This window comes from Bythopirellula superficialaquae (assembly GCF_059632245.1).
Map to the genome: position 1 here is coordinate 70,046 of NZ_CP197426.1, position 17,092 is coordinate 87,137.

Sequence of the window (17,092 nt, forward strand, 5' to 3'; positions counted from 1 at the left end):
TTTGACCCCTTGCAATTGCAGGTTTAGATTGCCGGTGCAGAAAAGAAATTCATGCACCAAGTGGGGGGAGCTTCGATGTTGCGTTCGGCGTTTGTGGCGTTTGTGGCGTTTGTGTGTTGAGGGCTTAGTTTTTCTCCTTTATCACTCGTTGCGTCCCCGGTGAGTTGGGTTAACGGCGGTGGAGGCGATTGGCTCGCTCCCAGCAACTGGTCGAGCAATCCCGCACTTCCCAGTTTTATTGATCGGGTCACGATCAGTCAGTCGGGGACGCTCACGATCACACTCAGCGGTTCGGCACCCGAGATCAATTCGCTCTCGATGAGTGAGAATCTGTTGATTACCACCCCTTCGGATCTCGTGGTGGGGAGCGGTGGGGGATCGATCAGCGGCACAATCGATCTGCAGAATGGGCGGCTCATCAGCAAGACGGGCACTCTCAACATTCTCAACACGGTGAATAGCGACGTCTCGGGACTACGAGCCACGGCGGGAGGCAAGATGCTGTTCTCACCAGGAGTGCTGAGCACTATCACTGGCCGTAGCGACAATCGCACGACGCTCGAATCAGATGGCACCAGCAGTCTGCTCGATCTCTCGGGTGTAACCACGTTCACCGGCGGTGGGTTCTTTAATGCGGTACTTGCGGCCACAAGCGGTGGCACGATTGAAATGGAGAACGTCGCATCGATGACAAGTGGCGCGACGTACATCGAAGCGAATGGAGCGAATAGCCAGATTGCGCTGAATGCCTTAACGACTTTCAGCCGCAGTATTACGACCGATTTTGGCGAACTCCGCGCGATCAATGGCGGGACACTCATCACACCGAACCTCTCGACGCTGAGCAATCACGTCGCAGTCCGAGTCAGTGGTGCCACCTCGTCGATTGGCTTGGGCAACGTCACGAGCGCCAATACGGTTTCATTTTATGCCCTGGATGGCGGCGTCGTTCCTTTGAATTCCTTGACAAGCTATATCGCCGACAGCAGTGGTTCAACCTTCCAGGCCGATGGAACGGGAAGCAAGCTCGATTTGTCGCCACTTACCACGTTCAATGGTGGTACATTTAACAATTCCAAGCTGATCGCCAACAATGGTGGCATCATTGAATTAGAGAATGTGACGTCACTCAATACGGGAGCGTTTATGATCGATGCGACCAACTCGGCAACCATCAATCTTTCAGCTCTGACGACGTTCACTCGCACGAACTTTGCCGATACGGCCCGCCTGCGAGCTGCGGGCGGGGGCAGCATTTTGACATCGAGTCTGACAACATTGGGCCCGGTGCTCGTCGAAATCGATGGTGCGACTTCGTCGATCAACATGTCGAATCTGACATCCGTCGATAGCACGAGTTTCACAGCGACGAATGGCGGCACGGTGGCTCCGCCGGTGCTAGCCACTTACAGCGCGGGGAGTACAGGCAGTAGTCTAATCGCCATTGGTGCGACGAGTTTGGTCGATCTTTCGTCGTTGACAAGCTTCAGCGGTGGCACATTCAATCGCACGAACGTTGTGGCTGCGGGGGGACGCGTGGAAATCGACAATGTGACACAAATTGTTAACGGATCGACCAACGTCGAAGCCAACGATGGTGGCCGCGTTGTGCTGACCGATCTGACAACATTCTCTCGAACAAACAATGCCGATCTCGGCAGGCTTCGTGCGGCCAATGGTGGGATCATAGAATCGCCGAATCTGACGACTCTAGGACCGGTCAATATTGAGATCTCAGGAGCAACGTCCGTCGTCGATTTGGATTCGCTAACGAGCGTCGATACGACGAGTTTCTTGGCCAGCAATGGCGGCGTGATCACAGCCCCCGCGCTCACCGGTTACTCTGCCGGCAGCAATGGATCCGTTCTACGAGCGGATGTGGGAAGTTCGATTGATTTGTCGAGCGTCACAACTTTTGCAGGGGGAACGTTCAATAATACCGATGTCTATGCGGTTGGCGGTACGATCGATCTCGGCGGCGTAACCATGGTTTCCGGCGGCGCCGACTTTCGCGCGACGAGTGGTGGTCACATCGATCTTGCAAGCCTGGCGACATTCGCTCCCACGAACAATGCCGACGCCAAAGTCATCCTGGCCGACACCAACGGGTCGATTCAATTCCGCACCGCGGGCAAAACCACGGTCACCAATACCGAAATGTTCTTGAGCACGGGCGGTGAAATGCACGGCCAGGAAATTGAACTGGGCGCCGGCACAAACTTTCAAGCCACGGGTACACTGTCGGCAGATCTGACCAACACCGCGGGCAGTTTGCGGCCTGGATTTAACAATCAAATTGGTGAGCTTGATATTGAAGGGGATTTTAAGCAAGGAAGTAGCGGCCAGTTGCGAATCGAAGCCTCGAGCGTGCTGCAATATGATGCCATCGATATCGACGGCGACGCGAGTTTAGGCGGGAATTTGCATATCACGCCCCTCGCGGGATTCACACCTGTCTATGGCACGGGCATCGATATTATCAACACCACGGGCAGCATCACGGGTGTCTTTAACACGATTACTTGGGACGGCTTGTTTGGCTGGCGCGTGGAATATCTCCCCAATGTTGTGCGCTTGCTCGCTCAATTTGGCGCCGACTTCGACGAAGACGGCGATGTTGATGGCGACGGTCTACTCACGTGGCAGAATAACTATGGCATGAACTCTGCCGATCATGAAGATGGTGATGCCGACGACGATGGCGACGTCGATGGCCGCGATTTTCTCGTCTGGCAGCGCCAATTCACGGGCGCACTACCCGTGGTGGCGAGCACGAGTGTGCCCGAGCCGTCGGCAATTGTTCTCGCTCTATTCGTCGTGGTCTCACTTTTCCAGCGAAAAAAGCCTGTGGCGCATTGACCCCAAGGGTTTGTTTGCTGGCTTGTGAAAACGCGGCTATCATGGAGGCTCACTTTTACTTCTCCATGAGCAGGGTCGCCATGTACGCCAGAATTCTCCGCGTGCCGCTGGGCATGCTTCTTATTTCGATCTTATTGTTTGCGCCCGCAAAGGTTGACGCCGTCGAAGCCGTCTGGATCGGTGGCTCCTCGGGCAACTGGTCCGACCCAGCCAACTGGTCGACGGGTGTTGTTCCGAATCTCGCCACGACCAATGTGACGATCGACGATGATTCCCCGCAGGAGAGCGTTACCTTACTGGATCAAAATGCGACGGTTGGGAATCTTAGGATCGACAATGGTGATGTTTTAAACTTCGATGCTAGCCGTTTCTTGATCGCCAATTCCGCGACTATTGCCGGCAACGTCAACTTCGCTCCTTCGTCGCGATTACATGTAGGTAACTCACTTTGGGTTCAGGGAAGTGGAATCCTTTCTCTTGTCGACACGTCGCAGATTTTTGATTACACGAGTCCTTATTATGTGCTCTGGAATGAAGGTCGCATTGAAGGGGCGGGTCACATCTCGAACATCGGTCAAGGAGCCGTGCTCAATAACGATGGCACAGTGACCGCCAACGTGCCGGGTAAGCAACTCACTGTGGGTCTCTATGGAACCACGAGTCGCGGCATCCATTCCAATCATGGTCAGCTGATCGCTGAGAATGGCGGCACTCTTTTAGTCTCTGGCCTTGGCGACCCTCCCGCATTTTTTACTCCACTCGATAATCTGAATGGGATCATCGAAGCTCGAGGCGACTCGATAGTTTCTCTTAGTAAAATTCGCTTGGTGGGTGGTCAGCTTTCTACGACCAGTGTCGGTGGTACGAATGAAGGTTTGATTACTCTCAACAGCGTGATGTTCGAAAACGTCACGCTTGAAGGAAACTTGGCGATGAGTTCGGTGACGTTCAGCAATCTCGTGACCAACAACACCGATATCGTAGTTAACACGTTTTTCGTCGAAGGATACGCCACGATCACAGGCAATGGCTCGATGGACCTCAATGGTGGGTCTGTCTACATTCCTGCAGCGCAATACGGCGGTCAATTTGTTGGAACCCCTGGCTTTGTGAACGACGTGAATCACACGATTCAAGGTCCTGGAGCGATTAATTCTTCGCAAACAACAAATCGATTGGTATTTGACAACCGAGGTGTGATCGAAACGGGCGAGGGAACGCTGCAAATCAATCTCCGCAGTGCGAGCCAACTGCCATACTCGATGGCACAAACGTTGAATTCGGGCACGATTCGTGCCAAGACGGGCGGGAGAGTCGAAATACGGGGTGCCAGCTACAACGATATCCTCAATAACTCAGATGGTGCGACGATGGGTATCGTCGAAGCTGGTGTTGATTCGACGGTCGTGCTGGGAAGCATGACGCTGCGGGGCGGCATCTTGCGCGCCGTGGCACATAATGAGGGTGAGACTCAGGGTGGTAAAATTATCACGGAGGATACTACGAGGGTTGTGCTCGAAGACCTGCGGCTGGAGGGGAAGATCGGCGACACCCCCGCTAATAGCCGTTGGAATCTGGCCGGAGAAATTCAAAATACGGGGACACTTGCCGGTGGGCTTGCGATTGTAAAGCCGACGAAACTCATCGGTGGCGGCGAAATTCGTGTCGAAATCGGGGGCGGGATTGTTGGTAGTTCGACAACATTTGATGGATTTTATGATCCGTTAATAAACGAAGATAACTTGATTCATGGCTACGGGGCCATCGGTTCAGGTATCGCGTTTACCAATCGCGGGGTTGTTCAGTCTGATGTTAACAACCGCATATTTACGATTGTCGCCAATCCTCAATTCAGTAACTTCGAGCCGTCGACCGTCACAAACAGTGGAGAGTTCAAGGCGATCAACGGTGGCGATCTTGTTATCGAGGCACACGTTGTCAATTACCAAGATAGTGACCTGGGCATCATCCACGCCGGCGACGGGTCTGAGGTCCGCGTCTCAAAAATCACCGGTGGGATCCTTAGCACGGAAGGGAGCGGCGCGATCGTTGCGACCTCCACCACCGGTCCCTCTTATTTGGCTGATGTTCATAACCTAGGTCAATTGGTTATCGGCGGACATATAGAAGTGCGCGGCAGGATGACTAACGACGGAGCCGTGAGTCAAACGAGCAACACCACGGCTTATGTCGGTGGCCCGTTTACCGAACTTACTGGCAGTGGCACATGGGGGACGTCGAATTTCCCCTTGGCGTTTGAAATCGGTACAAATGTGCCTTCAGGCGGTTTCTTCGTTCACGGCGCGGAGCACATGATTCAAGGTGGCGGGACGATCAACGTGGCCCGTGGCAGTTTCGTCAATCGCGGCACCGTTATCTCCAATGGCTTGACGCCGTTGAATATTACACTCGCAGCAGGGACGACCATACAGCAGGAAGGCATATTGGAGGTGGAAAGTTCACATGCCTTGAATATTCAGATTAACGACGAGCGTTTTGCGAATCGAGGTGTCATCAACGCGGAAGGGAATTTTCAAATCGAGCGCATGAATGCCGGTTTAATCGAGTTTCGAAATATGGCTGGCGCTGAATTGAGTATCAACTCCAGTTTCAAAGTTCTGAGTGGCAATGCAGGTAGCAGCTTGTGGAATCAGGCGGGGGCGTTAATTGCCGGGCATGGCAACGTCGACTTACATGGTGAAACAACAAATCACGAAACGTTGTTTCGCAACTCGGGGACGCTGCGGCCGGAAGGAACGAGTGACCCGACCGGTGAGTTCAATATTTCCGGGAACTTCCAACAGGACGTGACGGGGGTGTTGGAGATCGACTTAGGTGGGTTACCCAACCTTGGTGAGTTCGACAGGCTGCACGTTTCCGATGGTGGAGCACTGCTGGGCGGCACGCTCGATGTCTCTCTCGTGAGTGATTACGACCCGCTGGTTGGCGATAGCTTTGAAATTATCACCAATGTGGGCGGCACAATCACCGGTGCTTTCGACAACTTCACCGTCCCGGCACTCGCCGATCGTTGGTGGTCGCTTGATTATCTCAGCGATCGTGTTGTTCTTAATGTGAACGCCATCACCGCTGACTTCGATGGCAATGGCTTTGTCGACGCCAACGATCTCGACGATTGGCAAGCCGCTCACCAAACTGGTAATGCACTGGCGGATGCCGACGGCGACGGCGATAGCGATGGCCGTGACTTTCTGGCTTGGCAGCGACAATTTGGTAGCGGCATCCCAGTGGCAGGTGTTGCCAGCGTCCCGGAACCGTCAACATTGCTGTTAGTCGCTTTGTGCGGAGTTTGGTTCCCACGCCGGCGTTCGACTCAACTTTTCAGATGATTGCCGTCAGGGAATTTGCTAGGCTTGGGCAATCCTATTCCAAGTCTTTGCCTAGCAAAGGAAGTCTCGATGAAGAGTTTGTTGCGAAGGTTCTTCGACCGTTATCGCTGGTTCTTTGTGGCCGAAGGGGTGTTCGGCAATTTTTTGTTCTTCGCGGGTAGCGTGCTGTTTCTTTGGCCTGGCACACAGCAGTTTGGCGTCTGGCTGTTTATCGCGGGCTCGGGGTTGATGCTGGTCAGTAGTTCGGCGGCCGCTTTGGCAGATTACTCCCACTGAACCGATTCGGCTCGCCGGTATGCTCGCCGTTGCCGACGAGTACGTCGATATTCTGGCCAAGCAACGTAGCCGGTGCGCGGCCGAGCAACTCCTCAACGTTGGCACTCACATGCGTCACAAGATGAGTCGTCGGATCTACTGCGGCCAGAATCCCGTGAGGCTGAATCGCCCCCGGGATATGAATCGGTTCGCTATCGCAAGTGGTGAGATCGAGCAGTGCCATGCGTATTCAGAGACGAGAGGTTTTTGTCTGTGTTCACGACCTTCGCTTGCGTGAGCAGCCAATCGCCGAGTGTGCGAAACGTCGTTTGAGCCGCGGCAATCATGCGCGACTCATTTGCAGGTGGCGAGCAACTTTCGAGCCAGACCAAAAACTGCCGCCAATTGTTTTGTAAGTTCTCACCATAGAAGTTGAAAAACGAAGCGCCGTTTGTGCGAGTTAGTCCCAGCCGGGAATGAAAATGTTTGGCCAAGATAGCACCCCCTAACGACGACCCTTCCAGCACGTACATGATCCCCAGCACGTCGGCTAGGCAGCGCACTTCCGGCAGCGATCGCGCGGTGGGAAGTTGATCGATATCGTTTTCGCTCATTCCCAGAGCCACCAGATCGGTTCGCAAGGCATTCGACTTACGTCGCAATAGTATTTCACTCGACCATGGTTCATGCTCAACCGCATGAGCCAATCGCGCTTCGATGGCAACATAATAGCCATAGAAAGCTGCGAGTAGTTTTCGATAGACGCTGAGATCTTGATTAGGATTCAGCAGATCGAGTTGCCGTTCTAAGTTCATGTGTAAGTCGTGCGTGGCGGCGCGTAGCCGCGATCGCAATGTGTCCGTGAGCATATCAGATTGCTGCGCCGCGTATTCGTCAGTCTGCGCCGGCTGATGAAGATAATCGGCTTCGACCCAATTGCCGAGGATGGCGTTTTTGAGGTCAAGAATATTAATCGGTTTGGCCAGATAGACGTCGATCCCGCATTTCTGAACTTGCGTCACAAGCTGTGGTTGGCTGTAAGCCGTTAACGCCACCAACCGATGGACTTGGATCGCCGGGTTCGCGCGAATTTGCCGGGCTAGCTCAAAGCCGTCCATCACCGGCATGCCAATGTCGGTTACCACAACGTCGATCGCGTGGTCTTCCAAGACATCCAGAGCCGCCTCACCATGTTGGGCCGTGAAGACGTCAAATTGATGAGCTTCAAGCAGCCGTTTGTAAACACGGCGCAAGCCATCGTTGTCTTCGACAAGCAAGACTTTAGTGCGAGGTGAAATCATCATGGTAGGATTAATTTATAGCGGATTTAGCGTTCAAATTGTGGAGCAAAATGCCATGCCCCCCTAGGGATTTCTTCGTACAAACCGAACCGAATACTCAATGCCAATCACACAACGAACACGATATCCCCGAATATTTCACCGCATTGAAACAATACGCATAACAAGTTCGCCTCCAGTTGTATAGAAAATGTCCGCAGTGATCATCGTTTGACCAGTTGACGTGCGATCATTCTGAAGCATGTTCCACCAGCTTGCGAAAAGCCATTGACGTGATTGTCTTTGACTCTCGTGGCGATTTCCTCTAACGTGTGGGGCAGGGGCCTTAGGGAACAGCCATCGATATGAACCGTCATTCTCTCGCGCTTTTAGTGCGATTCAGGGCAATTGGTGTTTGCCAAATATTGCTCTTTGCTTCAACCGCTGCAGCACAAACTTATTACGTCGCTACTACTGGCAATGACTCAACCGGCAACGGTTCACTCGCGAGCCCTTGGGCCACGATTGGCGGCGCGCTCGGTCGATTGCACGACAACAACGTCGATGGTGCGACCGTTTTGGTGCGCCCAGGAACGTATACGGGTCGCCAATCGTTGGTGGGCACATTTGCGGAAGGGGTGACCGTCCGCTCGGAAGTCCCTTATCAAGCTCGTCTTCGGCATTCTAGCCAAACAGTCGTGGCTTATGTGAATGGCCGTGGCGCGAGCGGCATCACGTTCGAGGGATTCGACATCGCGCACTCTGGTGCAGGAGCTTCGCCGCTCGTGTTTCACATCGACGGCGGTGGCGGCAACAGCGGCGTTGGTAACATTACGCTACGAAATAATGTCATCCACGACAGCTACAACAATGACCTACTGAAGATCAACAACGGTGTGACCGACGTCCTGGTCGAAGGCAACATGTTCTACAACCAAGCCGGCTCGGATGAACATATTGATATCAATTCGATCGAAGACGTAACGGTTCGGGGTAACGTCTTCTTCAACGATTTCGGCGGCTCAGGACGCACCAACGGCAACGACACGTCGGCCTACATCGTCATCAAGGATAGCAACGACGACGATGATATTTTTCTGGGCACCGATCGGGTCAATGTCGAACGCAACGTGTTTTTGAATTGGCAAGGGAGCACCGGCTCGAACTTCGTGTTGATCGGCGAGGATGGCAAGCCATATATCGAAGCACGCAACGTGATGATCGAGAACAATCTTATGCTCGGCAATTCGACGAACGCCATGCGCGCTGCGCTCGGCGTGAAAAGCGGTGAGCAGATTACGTTTCGCAACAACACCGTCACCGGCGATCTGCCGTCACTCGCCTATGCCATGCGGGTGAACGTCGAAAATGCCGCCGTGACCAACGACCAAATCAACTTTTACAACAACATTTGGAGCGACCCGACGGGCACGATGGGCTCGTCCTTCGGCGGGGCCAATGATTTCTCGGATGCACCGCCGGGAGAGGTCGATAATTGGACGTTGCTCAATAATCAATACTACAACGGCGGTTCCGCGATTCCGTCCGATCCAAACGAGGCAATCAACTACACGGCCGATCCTAATCGCATTGTCAGTAATCCCGGCCTGCCTCCGCTTGAGGGGCTTGTTGTTCCACGTTGGAATTCTGCGACAAGCGAATTTGCCGACGGCTCAGCAACGATTGAAGACGTGTTCAAAAACTTGGTGATGCAGTACGGCATGCCAGCAAGTACGAGTGCTGGAGTGGATCACGCCTTTCCGAGTCAGTCGCCAGCAGTCGACATTTTCGGAAATCCCCGCGGCACGCTCCCCGATGTTGGCGCTTTCGAGATATTAAACACATTGGGTGATTTCGATTCCGATGGCGACGTCGATGGCCGAGATTTTCTGGCGTGGCAGCGAAATCCATCAGTGGGTGATCTCACCGACTGGCAAGCTGCGTATGGCAACCAAGCGGTGAACGCCGGTGCAAAAGCAGTGCCGGAGCCAACAGCCACGTACCTCCTCTATTTGGGGGCTTTAATGGCAATTGCTTGGGTAAAACGTCCCTAAATCGGATTGGCAACGGGATTTTATTTGCATCTCTTCCGCAAGGTCATTTATATTACGGCTCAGGTAAAGCCATCTGAAAACGATCTTGGGGAGATAGCTGTGCAGACACCAGACGAGTCATGGTCCGTGGTGCAAGGAATAACGCGCTGTCTTTTCTTTGCAGTCGTCCTGATTCTTTGCGATGCTGAGCTTCATGCCGCGACGGAATATTTCAATCTCGGTGGCACCCCCGCCCCGGATGGCAATGGGACGTTCAGCGGAATGGCTCCTCCATCGCTCAATGACGAAGGCCAGTTGGCATTTACAGCAACTTTGACTGGAACTGTTGGTGGCAATATATCGGCGGATCGGTTTGGCGTATTTCGCATCGAGTCGAGCGAACCCGTTTCACAAATTGCTCGTGGACTCCAAACGGCACCGGGCGGAGCAGAGGTTTTCGGCCAAACTTATACATCGCCTCCTCCAATCAATAGCGAAGGAGAATTGGCCTTCGGTGTCACGCGCAATGGCTTCTCGACTGCTGCTGGTGTTTATCGTGGACCAACGTTGACGAAAATCGCCGAGCGGCTCGAATCAACTCCCAATGGCAACGGCACATACAATGGCCCGTCCCTGTCAGATTTCAATAGTGCCGGCCAGCTGGCATTTAGCAGCTCGCTTTCTGGCACAAGTCCCGGCAACGCCAATAACGCCATCTTTCGTGGCGATGGGAATACGACTGTCGAGATTGCGCGGATCCAAAGCGCGCCACCCGAAGGCAATGGTTTGTTTTCGGGTTTCTTTACGCCAGCGCTCAACGAAAGTGGCCAGGCAGCGTTCTCGGCGCTTTTAAATGTTGGTGCTTCGCCAACCGGTGTATATCGTGGATCGGGCGGAGCTCTCACCACGATTGCCCGACAAGGACAGCCCGCGCCTGCGTTGGGTGGAGGCACCAACGGAACATTTGGCATGATGGCCGGGTTTTCGGCAATCAACGATTCGGGACAAGTCTTGTTCAATGCGGGCTTGAGTGGCACGAGTGGAGGCGCGGACGACAATGCGGGCGTATTTTTAGGGGACGGCACCACGACCACTTTAATGCTTGGTAAAGGTCAGCCTGCGCCAGATCGTTTTGGCGGGACGACGGGTAATCTTTTTTCGTTTGATCCACCGACCATGAACAATAGCGGCACCGTAATCGTTGCGGCAGGACTTTCGAATACGCCCGGTGGATTTTCAGACAACAAGGGTATTTATATTAGCGACGGCACGACAATCACGGAAATCGCTCGACAAGGCGATCCCGCGCCCGATGGCAACGGATTTATCCAACTGACAAACGTCACGACTCGGACAATGATCAACGAGGCTGGCCAAGCGGTCTTTTACTGCACGCACACCGGCGCGCTGCCCGGCACGAGTTTTGGTATCTATCTTTACGACCCTGAAGAGGGGTTAGTCACAGTGGCTCGAACGAACGAGAATTTGATAAGCATCGAATTGGCGGGCCGAGGCGCCGGTTCGAGTTCGAACACAATGGAAAGCAGTGGCCTCAATAACCTCGGTCAGGTGGCTTATAACTTTACCACGCTTACCGGCGTACAAGGGTTAGCCCTGTGGACTCCAGATTTCGACAACGAGCCGGAAATCCCCGGTGATTACGATGGTGATGGCGACGTCGATGGTCGCGATTTTTTGGCCTGGCAGCGTGGTGAGTCACCCGATCCCTTCAGCCCCGCAGATCTTGCCACGTGGCAAGCGGAATACAACGGCGGCTTGCTCACGGCGACAACCGCCGTGCCGGAACCGAGCAGTCTTTTGTTAATTACTGGAGTGCTGGCCGTTGCCTCCAGCAGACGCCACCGATTGCTGTGAATAAAGCGAGCATTAAAGTTTGGGGCTCGGGAATCTGACCAATACTGGCGAATGCGCCCGAGCCGTTAGCCAAATCGTACGCCGATTTGAAGTAACGAAAGTCGGCGAAATCGTTGTCGCCATCCAAATCAAGATCGCCGAGTTGGAAGGCATCGAGCTGACTTAAACCACCGAGATCAGTGTAAGCATTGGTGATAAAGATTTGCCAATCGTCGATCGTCGTGAGCCCATCCAAGTTGATATCCGCCGACATTCCCGGCAGCGGCAATTCGCTTAAATTGAGATCGAGTTGATAGAACTGATTAAAGTCTTGCGTGCCTCGCACGCGTACTAAGTAATCACCAGGAGTTGTGAGCTGCCACGCAGGGATCAACTCGGATGCGCCCAGGCCGTGTTGATTAACCGTCGAGAGCAAACTCAACGTGCCGCCTGGGTTTTGAATGAAGAACTGCATGTTGAGATCGCTGTACATCGTGGCGTCGATGAAGCCTTGTTGAACGGTCGTGTAACTGGGCCCGATGGGTGACAGCTTGATATTGGCAAACGTATCGCCGGTGATCGAAAAGCGAAACCAGTCGGCGTCGTTCGAGCCGTCAATACTCAGAAAATCGTCGTCGAATTGTTCGATGGTTCCATCCGTGGCATCGGTCCCCCACGAGACCACAGCAGACGTCGTGAAGTTGCCCAACAGATTGGCCGTGGCGGGGGTGTTATTGCCGCCGTTCTTTTCGCGGGGATCGCCGTACTGGCGGTTGAGCCCGTAGATATCGTCAAACTGAAAACCCCAGATGTCGGTGCGCAGGCCACCTTCCATCACCGCTTTTCCCGAACCATTTACAAATTCGACATGCCCTAAGCCGACGCCGTGGCCGGATTCATGAATAATCAGATTGCGAAATCCAGGTTCCGTGGCGAAATAAAAACCGACGGAGCCGTTAGCTTCGCGGGTGATATCGATCCGCATATCGCCATCGTTGGGAAAGGTATTGTCGGCCAGGGCACCACCGGGCGTGCCATCGAGATTCTCACCGCCGATGCGGATATCACCTTCCATGCCTGTATCAGCACCGCCCGCAGTCAGTTCAGGCACATAAACCATCGTGAAGCCCGCGACGCGCTCGTATTGCGCGTAGGCATTGTTCATCACGGTCCACCAAGGGCGATTGGTATAGTCAAAGCCACGCTGCGCTGCCGCGACGTTCCAGCCATCGTCCAAAAATTGAATAAGTTGGCTGTTGGCAGAACGCGAATAACTTTGCCCGTCAGGCACAACGCTCCAGCGCAACGTCACGGGGTCGCCGCGCAACAGCCCACCACCGTTCACCTGTGTGGCCGACCAACGATTCACAATGTCATACGCCGAGGCCGTGGAGGGTGTAAGTAAAGTGGTTGCGATCACCACTGCACATAGCACAAGGCTGCCAAAAAAAGAAAAGTACCGCGTCATGTTCCGCCTCGCCGCGCGTCAAGAAGAGAGATCGGCTCGTGCGATCCACTCTAGTTATCTAGGCAAGAGCGTCAAGGGAATCGACAATTTTGGCAAACACTCTCAATGGGATTGTGAATGATGCCACTCAATCCGCCGCATCAACTTCCGAGATGCTGAACTTGTGGAGCAAGTTGTCGTTGACGCCAAAGTATTTTTCCTCGCCATCGACGTGCCCTCCTGTAAACATGAGTGCTGCGAGATATGTATAGAGTACAAGCACGAAACCAAAAACTCCCCAGCCGGGTATAAAGCCAATCCGCATATCAGCGAGCAACTCACCAAAACTTGGCAGCGCGCCTCCCTTGGCAGGCTGCAATTTCACGAACCATCCCACTAGCAGCAAGAGAAACAGGGGAAAGTAGTTCCGTAACAGCCGTGCTCGCAGGGCTTGTTGCCACGTCATATTGAATCTCGGGTGGAGCAAATCCTCGGCCACCAGGCGGCCCCAACCTTGTCGGACCGCCTTCATGTCGAATTGCAGAATCGGCGTGAGAAAGTTCACCTCTAAATTCCGAACCCTAGCGCACCACACATTGAAGATGCGATAGCGACGAGCTTCAATTCCCATAAAGGTAAAGACGAGCAACATGCCGACAATCAGCGGAGCATGGGAATGAGCCGGTTCACCGAAAGTAAAAGTGACCAATCCCATCACCGAAAGAATTGACCAGTTGGTGGTCGTGTCGAGTCGCACACGCCAAATGGTCGAGCGATGCAACTCGCCGCGGTAGAAATGAACAAGCGCGGCAATGTATTCCGAGCGAGTTAGTTCCGAAACGTCGAAGTGGGGAACGTGCGGCTTGGAGAGTTCAAGATGTTCGGTGTTCTCGGCCATGACTTATCCGTGGAAGGGGATCGTTACCCACAAGTTTAGCATCAAAACGGCCAGAACCAACGCAGCAACGGAATGGCCGTCACGGCCACCAAAATTTCGGTGATAAATCCCAGGCGAAAATAATCGCTAAAGCGATAGCCGCCAGGTCCCCATACGAGCGTGCTGGACTGATGACCGATAGGTGTGACCATTCCCACTGCGGAACCGACAGCCACCGCCATCAAGAAAGGATCGGCTGACACATCCATTCGCTCGGCCATGCTGATGCCGACGGGGCACATAATAATCGCGGCGGCGGCGTTGCTGAACAAATCGGCGAGCACGATCGACACCACTAAAATCACACCGAGCAAAAGAGTCGGACTGCTGGTTCCGACGAAATTGACAGTGGTGTTTGCGAGAGATTCCGCCGCGCCGCTCGTTTCAAAGGCTTCGCCCACCGGAATCATGGCCCCCAATAAAATAATAAGTGGCCAGTCAACTCCCTCATAAACTTCACCGACACGGATGACTTTGAACAAGACCATCCCGAGGGCAGCCGCGACAAACGCCATGCTGGCCGGCATCCAGCCGACGCTACTCACGACAATGGCCGCGATAAAAAGTCCGATGGCTGTGAGCAATTTTCGGTAAGGCTGCAATTTCCAATCACGCGAGACAAGCGGCAGAATGCCGAGATCACGGATAATATTTCCCATCTCGTCACGCGGCATTTGCAGCAGCAGTACGTCGCCCGAACGAACCCGCGCATCGCGCATCCGCTGCTCCACAAGCCTGCCGCGTCGGCCCAAGGCCAACAGATTGCTATAAAAGTTCTCGCGCAAATGAACCTGTCGTGCCGTGTTGCCCACCAAGATCGAGTTCGGCATCACGACCGCTTCCACAATTTCCAGTTCTTCGGGATTGATCGCCTCTTCGGGCGTGGGGGAGTCATCGGGAATAGGGCGATCGCCTTTAAGTACCAATTTCTGTTCGGCGATAAATTCCTGAAGATGCTGCGAACCGCTGCGGACCAGGATGCGATCCCCCTCGTCCAGGGCGAGCGATTTCATCTGCCGACCTTTAACAAAGACCTTGCCGCGCTTGATCGACATGACATTGATGTCGCTTTCGGGACTGACGATTTCCTTGATCGATTTTCCAATGGCTTTGGAATCTTCGAGAACAATAAGCTCGGCAAAGTAATCTTCGATTTCAAACAGATCGCCTTCGACTCCGCTTTTGCGATTCGGAACGATTCGCCACCCGATCAAGACAATGAAAGCAAAGCAGATGAGGGCCACGCCGCCGCCGACGGGTGTGAAGTCGAACATGCGAAAGGGCGTATCGGCATAGTCGCTGCGAAAATCGGCCACGATCATATTCGGTGGCGTGCCGATTAGCGTTGCCATTCCCCCCAGCAGAGAACAAAAGGCCATCGGCATCAGGATAAACGAGGGAGAACGTTTCGATTTGCGAGCCAAGTGAATCGCCACGGGCATCAGCAGTGCGACGGCCCCGACATTATTAATGAAGGCGGACAAAATTGTTACGGCCCCACACAGAGCGAGTACCTGCCGAGATTGGCTTTCGCCGACGAGAGTCATCCATTGGCCGACTAATTGAACTAAACCGGCTTTTTCCAGGGAAAAACTCAGGATCAAGATCGCCCCCACGGTAATAACCGCAGGGTTCGAAAAGCCGTCAAAAGCTTCCTTGAAGGGCACAATTCCAGTAAAAGTCAGCGCACAGAGCGACATGACCGCGATCAGGTCGTAGCGAATCCGGTCCTGAATAAAGAGAACCATCGAGACGATAAGGACCGCATAGACGATCAGCTGGTCGGTCATGGATTTATTTCGTGCCCTTTCCTTGAGGAATCGGTCGCCATTCTCGGCGAAAACCGCCAATCCAGAGGCAATTGGTGTGCCAGTGACCAGCCGAAGAGAGGATATGTTTTAGCCCAACAAGGCAGTGGGGTGGGAAAGAATCCGGTAGTTTATCGTGCCAATCCTCGTTCTGCGGCCTGGGCGAAGTAGGTGCTAGCTTGTCAAATTAGGTGAACTTTGCGGCAATTTGGGTCGTCTTAGATAGAATCCGCCGAGAACTTACCCAACTGATGTACAGTTGGGCGCGAAATTCGCTTGGGGTCGCCTTGTCACACTTCTGGACATAGCTATATTAGGTGATTCGCGTAAGTTTGTCGGAGTCAGGCTAGCGTAGCTCAATTGGCAGAGCAGCTGATTTGTAATCAGCAGGTTGGGGGTTCAATTCCCTTCGCTAGCTCGTCAAGTCGCGGTGCGCCCATTCGTTTCGACGCAAGTTGAAGTGTGAGGGAGCGTTGTCGGCGCTACAGAAGTTTATCAATTCGCGCGTTGAAAAATTGTTTTCAGCAAGCGAGTGATAAGCGTGATGAAGAGACATATGCGAACGGATTGAAGGACGTGGCCCTAAGTGATTGAAGCGAGTGAGCGTTTGCTTATTCGTGGAAAACAATCTGCTTCTCACAGGAGCAGAATACGCCGTAATCACGAAACAGACAATTGGTGTGAATCGATTGTTTGGTTCCTAAGATCGTTAGCGATTGATTGGATGAAGTGACTGAGGTGCGGAAGCGAACGGGCGCGGTTGGCAGACCGGGGAGTTACCGAAGTGGCCAAACGGGGCAGACTGTAAATCTGCTGGCTCTGCCTTCGCAGGTTCGAATCCTGCACTCCCCATTTGAATTTAAATTTTAGGATTGATGATTTCTGATTGGGTGAAGAGGAAAGCTTGGACGGGATTGCATTTCGCAATCATAAATCAGACGTCATAAATCAGACATTTATGATTGCGGGTGTAGCTCAATGGTAGAGCAACAGCCTTCCAAGCTGATGACGAGGGTTCGATTCCCTTCACCCGCTTTGAGAAAAGCTATTAGCTGAGAGCCGTTAGCTTTTAGTCTGAAAAATTTAGAGAAGTTAGTTAGAGAAAGATCGTTTGAGCTAATAGCTGATGGCTAAGAGCTAATAGCTTACAAGTCGCTGCTGTAGCTCAGTTGGTAGAGCACTTCCTTGGTAAGGAAGAGGTCATGAGTTCGAGTCTCATCAGCAGCTCTGTAGGTAAGTAAAAGTTTAAGGGTTGGTGAGTGCCTCCCT

Annotated in this window: 10 protein-coding genes and 4 tRNA genes; 9 read left to right on the top strand and 5 right to left on the bottom strand. The window is 53.4% G+C overall.

Going from position 1 to position 17,092, the window contains the following annotated elements:
- Window positions 1-159 precede the first annotated feature (159 nt).
- From SH678x_RS00270 to SH678x_RS00280, 3 genes are all read left to right on the top strand, one after another.
- Complete coding sequence (locus tag SH678x_RS00270) at window positions 160-2,859, top strand: beta strand repeat-containing protein (RefSeq protein WP_496920882.1); 2,700 nt, start codon at window positions 160-162, stop codon at window positions 2,857-2,859.
- Window positions 2,860-2,939: 80 nt separating this feature from the next.
- Window positions 2,940-6,209, top strand: a complete 3,270-nt coding sequence (locus SH678x_RS00275) for a hypothetical protein (protein WP_496920883.1) — start codon at window positions 2,940-2,942, stop codon at window positions 6,207-6,209.
- Window positions 6,210-6,278: 69 nt separating this feature from the next.
- Window positions 6,279-6,485: a YrhK family protein gene (locus tag SH678x_RS00280; RefSeq protein WP_496920884.1), complete on the top strand. Its 207-nt coding sequence runs from the start codon at window positions 6,279-6,281 to the stop codon at window positions 6,483-6,485.
- Here the strand turns inward: SH678x_RS00280 and SH678x_RS00285 are convergent.
- A complete protein-coding gene (locus SH678x_RS00285; RefSeq protein WP_496920885.1) occupies window positions 6,445-6,708 on the bottom strand; it encodes a hypothetical protein in 264 nt (87 codons plus the stop codon). The two genes, SH678x_RS00280 and SH678x_RS00285, sit on opposite strands and share 41 nt — an antisense overlap.
- Window positions 6,677-7,768: a response regulator gene (locus tag SH678x_RS00290; RefSeq protein WP_496920886.1), complete on the bottom strand. Its 1,092-nt coding sequence runs from the start codon at window positions 7,766-7,768 to the stop codon at window positions 6,677-6,679. Before SH678x_RS00290 ends, SH678x_RS00285 begins: the two co-directional genes overlap by 32 nt.
- A gap of 341 nt (window positions 7,769-8,109) precedes the next feature.
- On the opposite strand from SH678x_RS00290, the gene SH678x_RS00295 reads away from it, so the two are divergent.
- Window positions 8,110-9,798, top strand: a complete 1,689-nt coding sequence (locus SH678x_RS00295; protein WP_496920887.1) for a right-handed parallel beta-helix repeat-containing protein — start codon at window positions 8,110-8,112, stop codon at window positions 9,796-9,798.
- 99 nt (window positions 9,799-9,897) lie between these two features.
- Window positions 9,898-11,652 (top strand): PEP-CTERM sorting domain-containing protein, encoded by a 1,755-nt coding sequence (locus SH678x_RS00300; RefSeq protein WP_496920888.1) that lies wholly within the window; start codon window positions 9,898-9,900, stop codon window positions 11,650-11,652.
- Here SH678x_RS00300 and SH678x_RS00305 read toward each other — a convergent pair.
- The 3 genes from SH678x_RS00305 to SH678x_RS00315 form a co-directional block, all read right to left on the bottom strand.
- Window positions 11,603-13,099: a zinc metalloprotease gene (locus SH678x_RS00305; protein WP_496920889.1), complete on the bottom strand. Its 1,497-nt coding sequence runs from the start codon at window positions 13,097-13,099 to the stop codon at window positions 11,603-11,605. The two genes, SH678x_RS00300 and SH678x_RS00305, sit on opposite strands and share 50 nt — an antisense overlap.
- Before the next feature lie 127 nt (window positions 13,100-13,226).
- Window positions 13,227-13,976 (bottom strand): DUF2270 domain-containing protein, encoded by a 750-nt coding sequence (locus tag SH678x_RS00310; RefSeq protein WP_496920890.1) that lies wholly within the window; start codon window positions 13,974-13,976, stop codon window positions 13,227-13,229.
- Window positions 13,977-14,017: 41 nt separating this feature from the next.
- Entirely contained in the window at window positions 14,018-15,805 is a 1,788-nt protein-coding gene (locus SH678x_RS00315) for an SLC13 family permease (RefSeq protein ID WP_496920891.1), read from the bottom strand.
- A 363-nt stretch (window positions 15,806-16,168) separates the two neighbouring features.
- Here SH678x_RS00315 and SH678x_RS00320 point away from each other — a divergent pair.
- The 4 genes from SH678x_RS00320 to SH678x_RS00335 all read left to right on the top strand — a co-directional run bounded on the left by SH678x_RS00320 (window position 16,169) and on the right by SH678x_RS00335 (window position 17,050).
- A tRNA-Thr gene (locus tag SH678x_RS00320) sits at window positions 16,169-16,241 on the top strand.
- 352 nt (window positions 16,242-16,593) lie between these two features.
- Window positions 16,594-16,675: transfer RNA gene (locus tag SH678x_RS00325), tRNA-Tyr, on the top strand.
- 112 nt (window positions 16,676-16,787) lie between these two features.
- Window positions 16,788-16,858 (top strand) — tRNA-Gly (locus tag SH678x_RS00330).
- A 119-nt stretch (window positions 16,859-16,977) separates the two neighbouring features.
- Window positions 16,978-17,050, top strand: a tRNA-Thr gene (locus SH678x_RS00335).
- Window positions 17,051-17,092 lie beyond the last annotated feature (42 nt).